Consider the following 16,248-nt stretch of genomic DNA (forward strand, 5'->3'; position numbering starts at 1 on the left):
GGGGTGCGGACGCGCGTGTCACTCGACGACGTGCCGCCCCTCGGGGCGCGCGCTGCACGAGGCCCGGAAGGCGCAGTGCGTGCAGTGCTGGCCGGTGGTCGGCGTGAACCGTTCGTCGAGGACCTTCCCGGCGGCGGTGGCCAGCAGGTCACCGACCCACTCCCCCGACGGCGGCTCCTGGACCTGCGTCCTGGGCAGGCTGTCGCCGCCGTCCCGCTTCGCCGCGCCCTGCCGCAGGTGCACCAGTTCGGCGCCGCCGGGCTCGGGGCGCCGGTCGCCGAAGGCGCTGTCGACGGCGCCCTCGGACACCGCGAGCTGGTAGACCGCGAGCTGGGGATGGCGTTCCACGTCGGCGGCGCTGGGCGCCTGCTTGCCGGTCTTGAAGTCGACGACGTAGGCCCGGCCCTCGCCGTCCTCCTCCACGCGGTCCATCTGGCCGCGGATGCGGACCTCGTAGTCGCCCGCGCCGAGCGTGACGTCGAAGTCCTGCTCGCTGGCCACGGTGGTGCGCCCGGCGCGGTCCAGCACGTGCCAGTTCAGGAAGCGTTCGAGCGCCGCGCGCGCGTTCTCCTTCTCCTGGACCGACTTCCAGGGCGCGTCGAAGGCGAGCGCGTTCCATACCGAGTCGAGGCGTTCCATCAGCACGTCGAGATCGGCGGGGGTACGGCCGGAGGCGACCTCGTCGGCCAGGACGTGGACGACGTTGCCGAAGCCCTGGGCGGCCGTGGCCGGCGCGTCGGCCTTCACCTCACGGCCGAGGAACCACTGCAGGGCACAGGTGTTGGCGAGCTGGTCGAGGGCGCTGCCGGAGAGCACGACGGGCTGGTCCCGGTCGCGCAGCGGCACCTTGCTCTCGGTCGGCTCGAACATGCCCCACCAGCGGTAGGGGTGCGCGGACGGCACCAGCGGGCGGCCGTCCTCGTCGGCGAGGGCGGCGAGCCTGGCCAGACGGCGCGCGGCGGCCTCCCGCAGTCCGGCCGAGGCGCGCGGGTCGACGGTGGTGGCGCGCAGCTCGGCGACGAGCGCGGCCACGGACAGCGGACGGCGCGGCCGCCCGGTGACGTCGCGGGGTTCCACGCCCAGCTCGGCCAGGAAGCGGGAGGGCTGGTCGCCGTCGTCCGCGGGAGCCTTCACCGCGGTGACGACGAGCCGCTCACGCGCGCGCGTGGCGGCCACGTAGAACAGCCGGCGCTCCTCGGCGAGCAGCGCGCCCGGGGTGAGGGGTTCGGCGAGTCCGTCCCGGCCGATGCGGTCGGCCTCCAGCAGGGAGCCGCGCCGCCGCAGGTCGGGCCAGGTGCCCTCCTGGACACCGGCGACGACGACCAGGGGCCACTCCAGGCCCTTGGAGCGGTGCGCGGTCATCAGGCGTACGGCGTCCGGGCGCACCGCGCGGCGGGTGAGGGTGTCGGCGGCGATGTCCTCGGCGTCGATCTCCTCCAGGAAGTTCAGGGCGCCACGGCCGCCGACGCGTTCCTCCGCGCGCGCGGCGGTGGCGAACAGCGCGCACACGGCGTCCAGGTCGCGGTCGGCGTTGCGGCCGGCCGCGCCGCCGCGCCGGGCCGCCCGCTCCAGGCGCGAGGGCCAGGGCGTGCCGTTCCACAGCTCCCACAGCGCCTCCTCGGCGGTGCCGCCGCCGGCGAGGCACTCACGCGCCTTGCGCAGCAGCGCGCCGAGGCGCTGGGCGCCGCGCGCGTACGCCGGGTCGTGCACGACCAGCCGCTCGGGCTCGGCGAGCGCCCGCGCGAGCAGTTCGTCGGAGGGCGGCGGCAGCGGATTGCCCGCGGCCCGCTCCTCCTCGCGCAGGGCACGCCCGAGCCGCCGCAGGTCGGCGGTGTCCATGCCGGCGAGCGGGGAGGTGAGCAGGGTGAGCGCGGTCTCGGCATCGAGCCAGCCGGCGCCGGGGGCGGCGGAGACGGCGGGACCGGAGGGGGCGACGGGATCGGCGGGACCGGCGGAGGCGGGGACGGCAGGATCGGCGGAGACGGAGACGGAGACGACGGCAGCGTCGTCGGCACTCGGCTCACCGTCGTGAAGGAGCGCGCCGGACTCGCCGTCGGTACCCTCCGGCGCGGGTACCTGACCGGCCGGGGCGGCAGGGCCGGCGGCCGCGTCGTCGTCCGGCGAGGTCCCCTCTCCGGTGACCAGGGATTCCGCCTCCCCTTCGGCGCCGCCCACGCCGGCCGCATCGCCCGTTCCCTCCGGCCTGTCCGTCCCCTCCGGCCTGTCCGTCCCCTCCGGCCTGCGCGTCGCCTCGGCGGTGGCCACCACGCGCAGGGCCGTCAGCAGGGGGGCGAGGGCCGGTTCGTGGCGCAGGGGGAGGTCGTCGCCGTCGATGTCGAGGGGGACCCCGGCGGCGCTCAGCGCGCGCCGGAGCGCGGGGATGGTGTGGGAGCCGGAGCGGACCAGGACGGCCATGTCGCTCCAGGGGAGGCCGTCCTCCAGGTGCGCGCGGCGCAGGAGGTCGGCGATGTTGTCCTGTTCGGTGCCGGTGGTCGGGTACGTGTACACCTCGGCCCGGCCGCCGTCCCGTACGGCGTCGGGCTCGCGGTGCGCGCGCACCTTGTCGGCGGGCAGCCGGGTCAGCGGCATGCGCTGGGTGATCCGGCGGGTCGCGGCGAGCAGCCCGGCGCCGGAGCGGCGGGCCGTGCGCAGCACCTCGACGCGGGCGGGGCCGCCGTCGGCGCGCGGGAAGGCCTCGGGGAAGTCGAGGATGCCGTTCACGTCGGCGCCCCGGAACGTGTAGATCGACTGGTCGGGGTCACCGAAGGCGATCAGGGTGCGGCCGCCCCCGGCCAGCGCGTGCAGCAGCCGTACCTGGGCCGGGTCGGTGTCCTGGTACTCGTCGACGTAGACGGCGTCGTACTGCGCGGCGAGCCGGACGGCGACCTCGGGGCGCTGGGCGAGCAGCACCGCGCGGTGGACGAGCTCGGCGTAGTCGACGACGCCCTGGAGGTCGATGACGTCGAGGTAGTCGGCGAGGAACGCGGCGGCCGCGCGCCAGTCGGGCCGGCCGATGCGGTGCGCGAAGGCGTCCAGGGCACCGGGTCCGAGGCCCAGCTCGCGGCTGCGGGCGAGGACGGCGCGGACCTCGTCGGCGAAGCCGCGCGTGGTCAGGCAGGCGCGCAGTTCGTCGGGCCAGCGCACGTGCTTCAGCCCGAGCCGCTCCAGCTCGGGCTGGCCGGCGAGCAGCTCGCGGACGGTGACGTCCTGCTCGGGGCCGGAGAGCAGGCGCAGCGGCTCGGCGTACAGGCCGCTGTCCTGGTGGGCGCGCACCAGGGCGTAGCAGTACGAGTGGAAGGTGCTCGCCCGGGGCGCGCGGGCGGCGCCGATGCGCCGGGCCATGCGGTCGCGCAGCTCGACGGCGGCCTTGCGGCTGAACGTCAGCACCAGGATCCGCTCGGGATCGGCGCCGCGCGCGATGCGGGCGGCCACGGACTCCACGAGGGTGGTGGTCTTGCCGGTGCCGGGGCCGGCGAGGACGAGCAGCGGTCCGCTCCCGTGGTCGACGACGGCGCGCTGCGCGGCGTCCGGACGAGGGGGGCCGGGCACGGCCGCGGCCGTACGGACCAGTCGGTAGGCGCCACGGCTCCCCTGCCGCACCGACTGGTGCGACAGGGGTCTGGTGGTGGAGGAGGAGCTCACGTGGTTCGCCGGTCCTGGTGGTCGTGCTGGTCGTTCCGATGGGCGGGCGGCCGCGCGTGCGGGGCGGTGGCCGCGGGGTGAGGGGGGAGCGCGCAGCCGACGCTACGCCGCCGCACCGGGGGGAAGCAGGGCTTCCGGTCCTTCCCTCGCGGCCCGTGTGCCACGCGGGTCCCTCGTCTCACGAACGTACGTCATGCCGCGGGTGTCCCCGGCCTCCCCCGCGTGTCCCTCGTACGGGCCACAGGCTCCCCCCGGCGGCATCCGATGGCGGAAGCTGTCAGGTGTGACCCTCCCCACCGGCCTCCCCGTCCCACCGCGCCCGCCGCATGTCGAGCCGTGGCAGATGGCCCTCACCGCTGCGGGCCGCGGCCTTCAGCGGAGTGCCCTCCGCGCGGTAGTGGCCGAGTGCCTCCAGCTCGTGGCCGGGCAGCAGCGTCCCGTCGGCGCGCACCACGCGCCACCACGGGGCCACGCCGCCGTAGAGGGCCATCACACGGCCCACCTGGCGCGGACCGCCCTCATCGAGCCACTCCGCGACGTCGCCGTACGTCATGACGCGGCCGGGCGGGATGCGGTCGGCGACGTCCAGCACGCGCTCGGCGTACTCCGGAAGCGCGTCGTCGTGCTCCGGAGGCGGGTCGGCGTGGTCGCCGTGCTCGGCAGGGGTCCGCTGGCTCATTCGCCCCATCCTGCCGCACGGGACCGACACGGCGGCGCGCTCGGCGAGGCCCGGCCCCTCGCTCCCGGACGCCCCTTCCGGCAGACTGGCCGCTCCCGCATCTGCACCCTGATGCCCCCGCGCACCGGCCGGGCATGCCACCATCGTGCGGGCGGTGACTGGTGATACGAGATCAAGAAGAGACCATGATGCAGCAGGGCGTGCACCCGGAAGACGCGGAGGGCACCCCTGGCGCGGCCGCACACCCCGAAGCCGCCCGCGCGGACAGGGACGGCACCCCGGCCGCGGGCGCGGACGAGGGCCCGCGGAAGCGGGACGCACACGCGCGTGAGGCGCGGACCGGCACGTCCGGCGCGTCCGGTACGACCGGTTCGTCCGGCGCCTCCGAGGGGGCACCGGCGCCGGACGCCGCGCACTCCGGGCAGGGATCGGGCGCCGACGGCGACGACCCCGGGCCGGAGGAGGTCGAGGGCGACGAACCGCTGCTCCCCTCGCGCGTGCACCGCCCCTCCGACCTCATGCGGCTGCTGGTGGGCGTGCTCGCCATCGCCGTCCTGCTGGCGGTCGCCGCGTTCGCGCACGGCACCACCTCGGGCCTGGAACAGGACATCAACAAGGGCACCGGCCAGGCGCCCGATCTGCTGATCAAGCTCGCGGGGCTCGCGTCGAGCATCGCGATCCTCCTGGTGCCGGTCGCCTTCGCGATCGAACGGCTGATCAAACGGGACGGGCTGCGGATCGCCGACGGCGTCCTGGCCGCCGTGCTCGCGCACGGCGTCACCCTCGCCACCGACCTGTGGGTCGCCGAAGCCGCCCCCGGATCCATCCAGGAGGCGCTCACCCAGCCCTCGCCGGGGGACATCCACGCGCTGACGGACCCGGTGCACGGCTACCTCGCACCCGTCATCGCGTACATGACGGCCGTCGGCATGTCCCGAAGACCGCGATGGCGCGCGGTGCTGTGGATCGTGCTGCTGCTCGACGCCTTCTCCATGCTCGTCACCGGCTACACGACCCCGTTCTCGATCGTCCTGACGGTGCTGATCGGCTGGACGGTCGCCTACGGCACGCTGTACGCGGTCGGCTCGCCCAACGTCCGGCCGACCGGACGGACGCTGATGGCGGGCCTCCGGCACGTCGGCTTCCACCCCGTGAGCGCGGCCCGCGTGGAAGTCCCGGACGCGGACAACGGCGACCGCGGGCGGCGCTACTTCGTCACCCTGGAGGACGGCCCCCCGCTGGACGTCACGGTCCTCGACCGGGAGCGGCAGGCCCAGGGCTTCTTCTACCGGGTGTGGCGCAATCTGACCCTGCGGGGCTTCGCCACCCGCTCCAGCCTCCAGTCGCTGCGGCAGGCCATGGAGCAGGAGGCGCTGCTGTCGTACGCGGCGGCCGCCGCCGGCGTGAACACACCGCGGCTGATCGCCACCTCCGAGCTCGGCCCGGACGCGGTGATGCTCGGCTACGAGCACACCGGCGCCCGGACGCTGGACTCGCTGGCCGACGACGAGATCACCGACGAGCTGCTGCGCGCGGCCTGGCAGCAGGTGCAGAAGCTGCAGTCCCGGCGCATCGCGCACCGCAGGCTGTCGGGCGACGCGATCCTGGTGGATCGTTCCGGCAACGTGATCCTCACCGAGCTGGCCGCCGGCGAGATCGCGGCCGGTGAACTGGTGCTGCGCATGGACGTGGCCCAGCTGCTCACCACGCTCGCGCTGCGGGTGGGCGCCGAGCGCGCGGTGGCGTCGGCGGTGCGGGTGCTGGGCCCCGACGCGGTCGCGGACTGCATGCCGATGCTCCAGCCGATCGCGCTGACGCGCTCCACGCGCGCGACGCTGCGCCGGCTGGCCCGGGAACGGGCCGAGCGCGAGCGCGAGGCGGTGCTGGAGTCCTCCCGGCTGGCCAAGCAGGCCCGGCTGGAGCACGCCGCCGAGACGGCCGGAGCCGCTCCGGGGAAGCCCGACAAGAAGGCGGTCCGCGCCGAGCAGCGGGCCGAGAAGCGGGCTCTGGACGACGCCCTGGAGGAGGCCCGCGAGGAGGATCCGCTCACCCAGATCCGGCACGAGGTGCTGCGGATCAGGCCGCAGGCCCCGGTGGAACCGGTGCGGCTGGAGCGGGTCAGGCCGCGCACCCTGTTCAGCATCATCGCGGGTGCGATCGGCGGCTACTACCTGCTGACGCAGCTCACCCACATCCAGTTCGGCACGCTGTTCGCGCAGGCGCAGTGGGGCTGGCTGATCGCGGCGGTGCTGTTCTCCGCGCTCAGTTACGTGGCCGCCGCGATGGCGCTGCTCGGATTCGTGCCGGAGCGGGTGTCCTTCCCGCGGACGGTGGCCGCCCAGGTCGCCGGTTCCTTCGTGAAGATCGTGGCGCCCGCGGCCGTCGGCGGTGTCGCCCTGAACACGCGCTTCCTGCAGCGTCAGGGCGTGCGCCCGGGTCTGGCGGTGGCCAGTGTCGGCGCCTCGCAGCTGTTCGGGCTCGGCTGTCACATCCTGATGCTGCTGTCCTTCGGCTACCTGACCGGTACCGAGAAGACGCCGTCGCTGTCGCCGTCCAGGACGGTCATCGCCGGTCTGCTGACCGTGGCGGTGCTGGTGCTCGTGGTGACCTCGGTCCCGCTGCTGCGGAAGTTCGTCGTCACACGCGTGCGGTCGCTGTTCGCCGGTGTCGTGCCCCGCATGCTCGACGTGCTCCAGCGTCCGCAGAAGCTGATCACCGGCATCGGCGGCATGCTGCTGCTGACGGCCTGCTTCGTGATGTGCCTGGACGCCTCCGTCCGCGCGTTCGGCGACGAGACGACCTCGCTGAGCATCGCCAGCGTCGCCGTCGTCTTCCTCGCCGGGAACGCGCTGGGCTCCGCGGCGCCGACCCCGGGCGGTGTGGGCGCGGTCGAGGCGACCCTGACGGTCGGTCTGATCGCCGTGGGCCTGCCCAAGGAGGTCGCCGCGCCGGCCGTCCTGCTGTTCCGGCTGCTGACGCTCTGGCTGCCGGTGCTGCCGGGGTGGCTGGCCTTCAACCACCTCACCCGCAAGGGCGCCCTCTGACGGCCTCCCGCCGAGGGCCGCGCGGCGCGTAGCCGCCGGTGAGCGCATCCCGCGCGGCGCGTAGCCGCCGGTGAGCGCATCCCGCGCGGCGCGTACCTCGTACGGACCCTGCCCCGCGCGGCCCGGCCCGCGCGCCCGCAGGATGGGATCATGGTGAACCCCTCCCGGCCGCGTGCCGCCGCACTGACCGCCAGCGCCGTGCTGCTGGCCGCCCTGCTGGCCGGATGCGGCGACGGCTCCTGGGACGGGGACGTGATGACGCAGAAGCTGGACTGGAAGGACTGTCCCGCCCCGTCCGAGGCGGAGGGCGGCGGCGGCGCGCCGTCCCCGCTGCCGAACGGCACCCGGTGGCAGTGCGCCACCATGAGGGCGCCCCTGGACTGGAGCAAGCCCAAGGGGGACACCATCGGCATCGCGCTGATCCGCGCGAAGGCCAGCGGCCCGGCGGACCAGCGGATCGGCTCGCTCGTGTTCAACTTCGGCGGCCCCGGCGGCAGCGGCGTCACCGCGCTGCCCGCGTTCGGCGAGGACTACGCCGCCCTGCGCACCCGGTACGACCTGGTGAGCTTCGACCCGCGCGGGGTCGGCCGCAGCGCGCCGGTGGAGTGCGAGAACGACACGCAGCTCGACGAGTACTTCCAGCAGGACGCGACCCCCGACACGCCCGCCGAGCAGGTGCAGCTGCTGGACCGCACCAAGCAGTTCAACGACGCGTGCGAGAAGAACTCCAAGAAGATCCTCCCGCATGTGCGCACCACCGACACCGCCCGCGACATGGACCTGATGCGGCACGTCCTCGGCGACGCCAAGCTGAACTACTTCGGCATCTCCTACGGCACCGAACTCGGCGGCGTGTACGCCCACCTGTTCCCCAAGAACGTCGGCCGGGCGGTGCTCGACGCGGTCGTCGACCCCACCCAGGACCCGGAACAGGGCGCGCTCGGCCAGGCCCGCGGGTTCCAGCTCGCGCTGGACAACTTCGCCGAGGACTGCACGTCGAAGGTGACCGACTGCCCGATCGGCGACACCCCCGAGGACGTCAAGAACCGCATCGCCACCCTGCTCAAGGACCTGGAGAAGAAGCCGATCCCCGGCGTCTACCCGCGCGAGCTGACCCAGACCGCGGCGATCAACGGCATCGCGCAGTCGCTGTACTCCAAGGACTTCTGGGAGTACCTCACCGAGGGCCTGGAGCAGGCGTACGACGGGGACGGCAAGATCCTCATGCTGCTGTCGGACTCGATGAACGGCCGCAGCGAGAACGGCGAGTACAGCAACATCGCCTCGGCCAACATCGCCATCAACTGCTCCGACGAGAAGCCCCGGTACACCGCGGACTACGTGGAGAGCAGGCTGCCCGAGTTCCGTGACGCCTCACCGCTGTTCGGGGACTTCCTCGCCTGGGGCATGATCTCCTGCCACGACTGGGCCGTACCCGGCGCCGCGGACCACCCCGACGTCAGCGCGCCCGGGTCGGCGCCGATCCTCGTCGTCGGCAACACCGGTGACCCGGCGACGCCTTACGAGGGCGCGCGCAAGATGGTGGAGGCCCTGGGCAAGGGCGTCGCGGTCGAGCTCACGTACAAGGGCCAGGGCCACGGGGCGTACGACAGCAAGAACAAGTGCGTCCAGGCCGCGGTCAACAGCTACCTGCTCGACGGCAAGGTCCCCGAACCCGACGCCGTCTGCTCCTGACGCCGGAAAGCCCACGGCACCCGGGTTGTTCGGGGGCCGTGGGCTTCGTCAGGCCCGCTGGTCAGCGCAGCCGGTGATCAGTAGACCGGCTTGTGGGGTTCGATCTGGTTGACCCAGCCGATGACTCCGCCGCCGACGTGGACCGCGTCGGAGAAGCCCGCGGACTTCAGGACGGCGAGGACCTCCGCACTGCGGACGCCCGTCTTGCAGTGCAGGACGATCTTCTTGTCCTGCGGGAGGCCCTGGAGGGCGGTGCCCATGAGGAACTCGTTCTTCGGGATCAGCTTGGCGCCCGGGATGGAGACGATCTCGTACTCGTTCGGCTCGCGGACGTCGATGATCTCGATGTTCTCGCCGTCGTCGATCCACTCCTTGAGCTGCTTGGGAGTGATCGTGGAGCCGGCGGCCGCCGCCTGCGCCTCCTCGGAGACGACGCCGCAGAAGGCCTCGTAGTCGATGAGCTCGGTGACCGTCGGGTTCTCGCCGCAGACCGCGCAGTCGGGGTCCTTGCGGACCTTCACCTGGCGGTACTGCATCTCCAGGGCGTCGTAGATCATCAGGCGGCCGACCAGCGGCTCACCGGTGCCGGTGAGGACCTTGATCGCCTCGGTGACCTGGATCGAACCGATGGACGCGCACAGCACGCCCAGCACGCCGCCCTCGGCGCAGGAGGGGACCATGCCCGGCGGCGGGGGCTCCGGGTAGAGGCAGCGGTAGCAGGGACCGTGCTCGGACCAGAACACCGACGCCTGGCCGTCGAAGCGATAGATCGAACCCCAGACGTACGGCTTGTTCAGCAGCACGCACGCGTCGTTGACCAGGTAGCGGGTCGCGAAGTTGTCCGTGCCGTCGACGATCAGGTCGTACTGGCTGAAGATGTCCATCACGTTGTCGGCCTCGAGCCGCTCCTCGTGAAGGACCACGTTCACGTACGGGTTGATGCCGAGGACGGAGTCGCGCGCGGACTCTGCCTTGGAGCGGCCGATGTCGGCCTGGCTGTGGATGATCTGGCGCTGCAGGTTCGACTCGTCGACCTCGTCGAACTCCACGATGCCGAGGGTGCCCACGCCGGCCGCGGCGAGGTACATCAGCGCCGGCGAGCCCAGGCCGCCCGCGCCCACACAGAGCACCTTGGCGTTCTTCAGCCGCTTCTGCCCGTCCATCCCGACATCCGGGATGATCAGGTGGCGGGAGTACCGGCGGACCTCGTCTACGGTGAGCTCAGCGGCTGGCTCGACCAGGGGTGGCAGCGACACGGGGACTCCGTTGGTCGTTCGATCACTACAGATGTTCTCCTCGTAACACTGCCACGGCCTTCTTCATTCCGAGACACCCGTTCCGATGCGCGAGACGATCTCGTCCCAGTAACCGGGCATGGTCTCCCAGGGGTCCGCCCGGCCGCCGCGGTCGGTGCGGTCGGTGAAATAGACGGTCGCCGCGCCCTGCCAGCGGGCGATGCGCAGCGCCTCCTCCAGATGTCCGAGGGGCACGCCGTGCACGAAGTGGCAGAAGCGGTCGGGCGGATAGTCCGCCGTCCACTCGGCGACCTGCGACCAGCGGTACGCGGACCAGGGTCCGGAGAAGGTCACCAGCTGGTCGGCGTTCTCCGCGTACCCCGGGTGCGGATGGCCGCCGTGGCCGAGGACGATGTGCAGGTCCGGGCGCCCGGAGCGCAGGGCGGCGATCGCCCGGCGGACCTCGGGCAGGTCGGTCCGCCCGGTGGGGCAGCGGTCCAGCAGGAAGCCGTCGACGCGGTACCAGTCGGTGTAGCTCCGCGCGTCGGCGAACAGGTCGCCGGCGGCCCGGGCGCCGTGCCCGAGGTCGAGGTGGCCGAGGACGCGGACGCCCGCGTTGCGCAGCCGTCCGGCGGCCTGGAGGCAGTGCGGGTCAGGCCGGACGCCGGGCCCCCGGCCGGAGACGTTCAGCACGACCCAGTCGAGCGGGGTGCCCGGGCGGGCGAGCCCGGCCCACTCGGCCGGGGCGAGCAGGGGGTGGGCGTAACCGGGGACGCCGAGGCCGGTGCGCACCCCGGTGCCGGCCGAACCCGTCGCGGTGCTGGTCAGATGCGGCATGCCGCCTCCATCCAGATGTCGGCGAGCGACTCCTCCAGATTGATGCGCGGCCGCCAGCCGAGCCGGTCCCGTGCGGTGCGCACATCGGCCTGCTGCCAGCTCCCGCAGCCGTCCGGGTAGGGGTACGCGACCGGCGCCGCGTGCTCGGAGTCGCCCCGGGGGTGGGCGATGGCCCCGCGCAACGGGCCCGGCGGGCCGTCGAGTTCGTGCAGGGCGCCGCTGTATCCGGCGACCCGGGCGAGGACCCCGGCGGCGTCGCGCAGGCGTACGGCGCGCCCGGCGCCGATGTTGATGACCCCCTGGGCGGCGGAGAGCGAGGCCGCGTGCACCGCGCGGGCGACGTCGCGGACGTCGACGAAGTCGCGCTGGACGCCGAGGCCCGCGAGCTTCAGCTCGCCGTCGCCGGACTGCATGGCGCGGCGCATGGCCTCGGCGAGCCGGCCGAGCGGGGAGCCCGCCGGGGTGCCGGGTCCGGCGGGCGAGAAGACACGCAGCACGACGGCGTCGAGGCCGGAGCCGAGGACCAGTTCGGTGGCGGCGAGCTTGCTGACGCCGTACGGGCCGCCGGGGCGCGGCACGGCGTCCTCGGCCGTGGAGGAGCCGGGCTGGCTGGGTCCGTACTCGGAGCTGCACCCGATCTGCACCAGCCGGGCGCCGCAGCCGCTGCGCCGCAGCGCCTCGCAGACGGTGGCGACGGCGACGGTGTTGTGCCGGGTGAGCTCGCGGGCACCGCCCCGGGTGGCGCCCGCGCAGTTGACGACGACCCCGGGGTGGACGGCGTCGAGGAACCGGGTGAGCGCGCCGGGGCTGCCGGTCGCGAGGTCGAAGCGGACGTCGGCGTCGTCGCCGCGGCCGAGCGCGGTGAGCTGGACGGCCGGGTCGGCGAGCAGGCGGTCGGCCACGAAGCGGCCGATGTAGCCGTTGGCTCCGATCAGCAGGACTCTCATCGTGCCGCTCCCGGGGTGTGCGCTCCGGCGGTTCCCGCGGCTCCGCACGCTCCGCGCGCACCGGAGGCTCCGCGCCCCGCGGACGCGCCGCGCGTACCGTGCGCGCCGGCCACTCCGGGCGCTCCGGGAGCTCCGGGAGCTCCGTGTCGGGAGGTGGTCATCTGGTCTTCTCCTTCAAAGGGGTGGTGCGGGTGCCTCCGGCGCCGCGCCGGAGTCCGGTGGCCGCCGCCGCGTGCTGTCACGCGCGCGGGACGGGTGCCGGCGGGCTCGGGCGGGGCCGGTGGCGGAAGGTTCACTCGGGTGCTCCCGCGGGTGCGTGGGCCGAGGCGCGGGTGAGCGTGCGCAGCGCGTGGACCAGCAGCGTCAGGGCCGCGGCAGCGCAGACGAGGGCCGGCACGGCGGCCGTCCCCCAGGTGTCCACCAGGGGCAGCACGGGCAGGGCGAGGAAGGCACAGCCGGGCAGCCGGGCGGCCAGGATCAGGGCGGGGGCCGCCAGGAGGGCGGCGCCCGCCGCGCCGAGCACGAGGGCGGGCGCGTGGCGGTGGTGGTGGACGGTGAGCAGACGGGCGAGCAGGAGCAGGGCGCCGAGGGCGAGCGTCTGCGGGTAGGCGGGGTCCTCGCGCAGTACGGCGGCGCAGAGGGCGAGCAGGGCGGCGAGGGCGCCGAGGCAGAGGGCGACGGTGCCGAGCAGCAGCGGGCGCAGGGCCGCGGTGAAGTCCTCCAGACCGCGGCTTCCGCCGAGCACGCGGCGGGCGCCCGCGGCGAGGAGGTGGGCGGACCAGGCGGCCGGGGCGCAGGCCAGGACGAGGGCCAGGGCGGGCGCGGTGGCCACGGGCCAGGCACCGCCCGGGTCCCCGTCGGGCAGGGCGTCGGGGCCGCCGGACACGACGGCGTCGAGGAGTCCGTCGCCGAGGAGGGCGTAGGCGAGCAGCCACAGGGTCCACGCGCGCGCGGCGGACGTGGACCGTTTCGGGACCGGGCCGGGGCGGACGGCGAGCGGGCCGTGGCGCAGGGCCGCGCGGACGGCGAGTCCGACGGCGAGCAGCGCGGCGAGGGCCACCGCTGCCCGGAACCCGCCGTGGGGTGTGAGGCGCAGCCCGGTGACCGCGAGCGCGCCGAGCGCGCCGGGCAGGAGGGTGAGCAGCACCCAGCGGACGCGGACGCGGGGTCCGGGCGGGGGTCCGTCCTGGGGGTGTGGCCGCCCGTCGCGGGGCACGCGCGCGTACAGCTCCTCGGCGAGGGAGAAGACGTCGCGGTGGCGGAAGCGCGCGGCGGTGCGGTCGGTGACCCCGTGCGCCTCCAGACCGGCGGCGATCTCCAGCGGGTCCACCGCCCGCTCGCACAGCTCGCGGTGCCGGTGCAGCAGGGTCTTCACGGGGTCGGCTCCGCCGCGCCGGGGGCCGGTCCTACGGCCCCTGTCCGTCCCGGTGTTCTCCCCGGCGCGCCCGGAGACCGCAGGACGGGACGCGGGCGGCTGCGGGGCCGGCGCGGACGGCTGCGCGGGGGCCGTGGGCGACTCCGGAAGGGACGCGGGCGGCTCGGCGGGGGCCGCGGGCGACCCCGCGGTGGGCACGGCCAGGTCCGGAGCGGGTACGGGCGACTGCGCCGGGCGCGCGGACGACTCCGCGGAAGCCACCGGCGCCTCGGAAGCCAGTGACGGCGACTCACCGAAGGACGCGTGCTGCTCCTCGGAGAGCGACGGCAACTCCGTGAACGACAAGGGCGACTCACCGGCAAGCGACGGCAACTCCACGAGGGACGAGCACGACTCCACGCCAAGCGACGGCAACTCCGCGAGCGGCACCGCCGACTCCGCACCGAACGAAGGCAACTCCACGAGCGGCACCGGCAACTCAGCACCAGCCGACGGCAACTCCGCGAGCGGCAGTGGCGACTCCGCGCCGAGCGACGGCAACTCAGCGAAGGGCAACGGCGAATCCGCACCAGCCGACGACAACTCCTCGGGAGAAGCCGCCGGCCCGGCGCCCCCTCCCGTGAGAACCCGGTCCCGTTCGCTCGGCCCGCCCACCACTCCCCCGCCGTCCCTTTCCGCCTCACCGCTCCGGCCGCCACCGCGGCCCGCGCCGCCCGCACCTCTGAAGGGGCCCGTGCCCGCGCCCCCGTTCACCGCGCCCCCTCCACGGCCGCCGGACCGTGGACCCCGCGGGGAACCGCGGCGGGCACCGCGCCGGATGCCGGTGCCGCACGGACCGGACCGCCCGCGGCCCAGCCGGGCGCGAGGCCCGAGGGGCGTACGCGGGCCGAGGGACCGTGCCAGCGGCCGGGGACATGGGTCTCGGCCGGGGTGGCGAACGGGAGCGGATCGCCGGCCTCGTCGAGGACGACACGGCGGACCGGACAGCGCGAGACGATCTCCAGGTAAATGCCGTGAAATGCCGCGACGTTCTGCTCGACGGTGAAGAGTTCGAGTGCGCGGGCGCGGGCGGCGGCACCGAGCCGCTCACGGCGCTCGGGGTCGCGCAGCAGCGCCACGCACGCCTCCGCGAGCGCCCGTGGATTGCGCGGGGGCACGACGAGACCGGTGCCGCCGATGACCTCGACCACCGCTCCGACGTCGGTGGAGACGGTGGCGCGGCCGCAGAGCATGGCCTCGACCAGGCCGACCGGGAATCCCTCGACGACGCTGGAGAGCACGACGACGGCACCGGCGGCGTACGCGTCGGGCAGGTCCGGCGCCTCGGGGCCGCCGATCTCCTCGAAGGAGACGGGGTTGCAGCCGACCGCGTGCACGCCCTCGGCCTCGTCCGGGAAGAGCTGGGCGGCGAGCGCCCGGCAGTGCCCCAGGTACTCCTCGCCCTCGGCGTCCGCCGGCCCGCCGACGATGCGCAGCCGGGCCCCGGGTTCCTCCTTGCGGACCTCGGCGAACGCGTGCAGCAGCGAGACCAGGTCCTTGGCGGGTTCGACGCGCCCGACCCAGACCAGCGTGTCCGGATCGGCACGGTCCGGGGACTCGCCGACCTCGGTGAAGCGGGCGGTCTCCATGCCCGGGAAGACGGTACGGATCCTGGCGCGGTCGGCGCCGCAGCGCTCCTGCCAGCGGCGGGCGTGCGCGTTGCCCGGGGTGAGGATCTCGGCGCGGCGGTAGATCTCGGCGGTCAGCCGGCCGTGGAAGGCGGCGAGCAGGGCCCGCACGGCGGGGGCGGCCGTACCGGGGGCGAGGGTCAGGAGGTGCGAGCGCAGCCGCACGCCGTACTCGGTGACCAGCAGGGGTACGCCGCTGAAGTGCCGGGCGAGCAGTCCGGGCAGGGCCGCGAGGCCGCCGGAGGCGGCGTGGCAGAGGTCGGCGGCACCGAGGTCGTCGTCGCCGTACCAGTCGAGCGAGAGGGGACGCAGGGCGCGTTCGAGGTGTGTGGTGACGGCCAGCAGATCGGGCACGCGCGCCTCGCGCGCCGTGTGCAGCGCGCCGGGGGCGCGGCAGGCCCGCTCCAGGAGGCGTACGGCGGTGTCGGAGCGGAGCGCGCCGACCAGTCCGCCCTTGTCGCGGGCGAGTTCGGCGAGGCCGTACAGAGCGTTGCCGAAACGGTCCGCCAGGTCGGGGGCGCCCGAGGCGGAGACTTCCTCGGCCACGGCATCGGCGCCGAAGTCCACACCGGAGAGGTCACCACCCGCGCGGGCGGACGCGGCGTCGGGTCCGGTGCCGGACGGGACGGTCGCCCCCGCGCACACCGCCTCCAGCAGTTCCCCGTAGCTGTCGGTGAAGCGCCGGCGCGCACGGCGCCCGTAGGTGACCCCGTCGTCCCGTGCCGTCCACAGCGGAGCCGTGCGCACGCGGCCGACGTGCGGCGGGATCGGAACCTGGCCGGCCTGCGTCTGCCGCCGGCCGCGGCTGAGCGCGTAGACGTCGAACTCGTGCTGCCCGAGCCCGCGCACGAGCCGGTCGCACCAGGGTCCGGCGTCACCGTTCACATACGGGTAGCCACCCTCGGTAAGCAGTCCGATGCGCACGTGTGCACCCCCGATCTCCCGTGAGTGGGAGCCGCCGTTGTCCCGGCGGCTCGCAGCGGGACGAACGTATGCGGACAAGGCGGTGGTGGGGGGGGGGGGGGGGGGGGGCCCCCACCACACAAAGATGACGACGAGAACAAAAAGCTGCGGCGGCGCGGCCCGCCCCACCCACCCCTACCACACCACCCCCCCGCCCCCCCACA

General features: G+C 74.7%; 9 protein-coding genes. 2 read left to right on the forward strand and 7 right to left on the reverse strand.

All coding sequences use genetic code 11. The features are described from left to right. Positions 1 to 18: 18 nt before the first annotated feature. Together ACIPRD_RS02465 and ACIPRD_RS02470 are read right to left on the reverse strand one after the other, a co-directional pair. Positions 19 to 3,642 carry an ATP-dependent helicase gene (locus tag ACIPRD_RS02465; protein ID WP_401559243.1) on the reverse strand — a complete coding sequence of 1,208 codons (3,624 nt, stop codon included), beginning with the start codon at positions 3,640 to 3,642 and terminating at the stop codon, positions 19 to 21. A 277-nt stretch (positions 3,643 to 3,919) separates the two neighbouring features. Further along, complete coding sequence (locus ACIPRD_RS02470) at positions 3,920 to 4,330, reverse strand: MGMT family protein (protein ID WP_401559245.1); 411 nt, start codon at positions 4,328 to 4,330, stop codon at positions 3,920 to 3,922. Between the two features lie 176 nt (positions 4,331 to 4,506). Here ACIPRD_RS02470 and ACIPRD_RS02475 point away from each other — a divergent pair, with 176 nt between their 5' ends. After that, positions 4,507 to 7,365, forward strand: a complete 2,859-nt coding sequence (locus ACIPRD_RS02475; RefSeq protein WP_401559248.1) for a YbhN family protein — start codon at positions 4,507 to 4,509, stop codon at positions 7,363 to 7,365. A 150-nt stretch (positions 7,366 to 7,515) separates the two neighbouring features. After that, complete coding sequence (locus tag ACIPRD_RS02480) at positions 7,516 to 9,060, forward strand: alpha/beta hydrolase (protein ID WP_401559250.1); 1,545 nt, start codon at positions 7,516 to 7,518, stop codon at positions 9,058 to 9,060. 77 nt (positions 9,061 to 9,137) lie between these two features. On the opposite strand, the gene moeZ is transcribed toward ACIPRD_RS02480, so the two are convergent. The 5 genes from moeZ to ACIPRD_RS02505 form a co-directional block, all read right to left on the reverse strand. After that, positions 9,138 to 10,316: an adenylyltransferase/sulfurtransferase MoeZ gene (gene moeZ / locus ACIPRD_RS02485; RefSeq protein WP_356405680.1), complete on the reverse strand. Its 1,179-nt coding sequence runs from the start codon at positions 10,314 to 10,316 to the stop codon at positions 9,138 to 9,140. Positions 10,317 to 10,379: 63 nt separating this feature from the next. Then, positions 10,380 to 11,132 carry a spherulation-specific family 4 protein gene (locus tag ACIPRD_RS02490; protein WP_356405682.1) on the reverse strand — a complete coding sequence of 251 codons (753 nt, stop codon included), beginning with the start codon at positions 11,130 to 11,132 and terminating at the stop codon, positions 10,380 to 10,382. Beyond that, positions 11,120 to 12,079 (reverse strand): NAD-dependent epimerase/dehydratase family protein, encoded by a 960-nt coding sequence (locus ACIPRD_RS02495; RefSeq protein WP_401559254.1) that lies wholly within the window; start codon positions 12,077 to 12,079, stop codon positions 11,120 to 11,122. Before ACIPRD_RS02495 ends, ACIPRD_RS02490 begins: the two co-directional genes overlap by 13 nt. A 292-nt stretch (positions 12,080 to 12,371) precedes the next feature. Further along, positions 12,372 to 13,658, reverse strand: coding sequence for a hypothetical protein (locus tag ACIPRD_RS02500; protein ID WP_401560013.1), 1,287 nt, complete (start codon positions 13,656 to 13,658; stop codon positions 12,372 to 12,374). 545 nt (positions 13,659 to 14,203) lie between these two features. Then, a complete protein-coding gene (locus tag ACIPRD_RS02505; protein WP_401559257.1) occupies positions 14,204 to 16,045 on the reverse strand; it encodes a DUF3492 domain-containing protein in 1,842 nt (613 codons plus the stop codon). Between the last annotated feature and the right edge of the window lie 203 nt (positions 16,046 to 16,248).

Origin of the sequence: Streptomyces sp. NPDC090108, from assembly GCF_044747185.1 — a bacterium.
Taxonomy (GTDB): Bacteria; Actinomycetota; Actinomycetes; order Streptomycetales; family Streptomycetaceae; genus Streptomyces.

Excerpts from the sequence above, each read along its gene's own strand:
- ACIPRD_RS02470 (WP_401559245.1), bottom strand. The coding sequence starts at position 4,330 with ATGGGGCGAATGAGCCAGCGGACCCCTGCCGAGCACGGCGACCACGCC.
- ACIPRD_RS02475 (WP_401559248.1), top strand. The coding sequence starts at position 4,507 with ATGATGCAGCAGGGCGTGCACCCGGAAGACGCGGAGGGCACCCCTGGC.
- ACIPRD_RS02480 (WP_401559250.1), top strand. The coding sequence starts at position 7,516 with ATGGTGAACCCCTCCCGGCCGCGTGCCGCCGCACTGACCGCCAGCGCC.
- ACIPRD_RS02490 (WP_356405682.1), bottom strand. The coding sequence starts at position 11,132 with ATGCCGCATCTGACCAGCACCGCGACGGGTTCGGCCGGCACCGGGGTG.
- ACIPRD_RS02495 (WP_401559254.1), bottom strand. The coding sequence starts at position 12,079 with ATGAGAGTCCTGCTGATCGGAGCCAACGGCTACATCGGCCGCTTCGTG.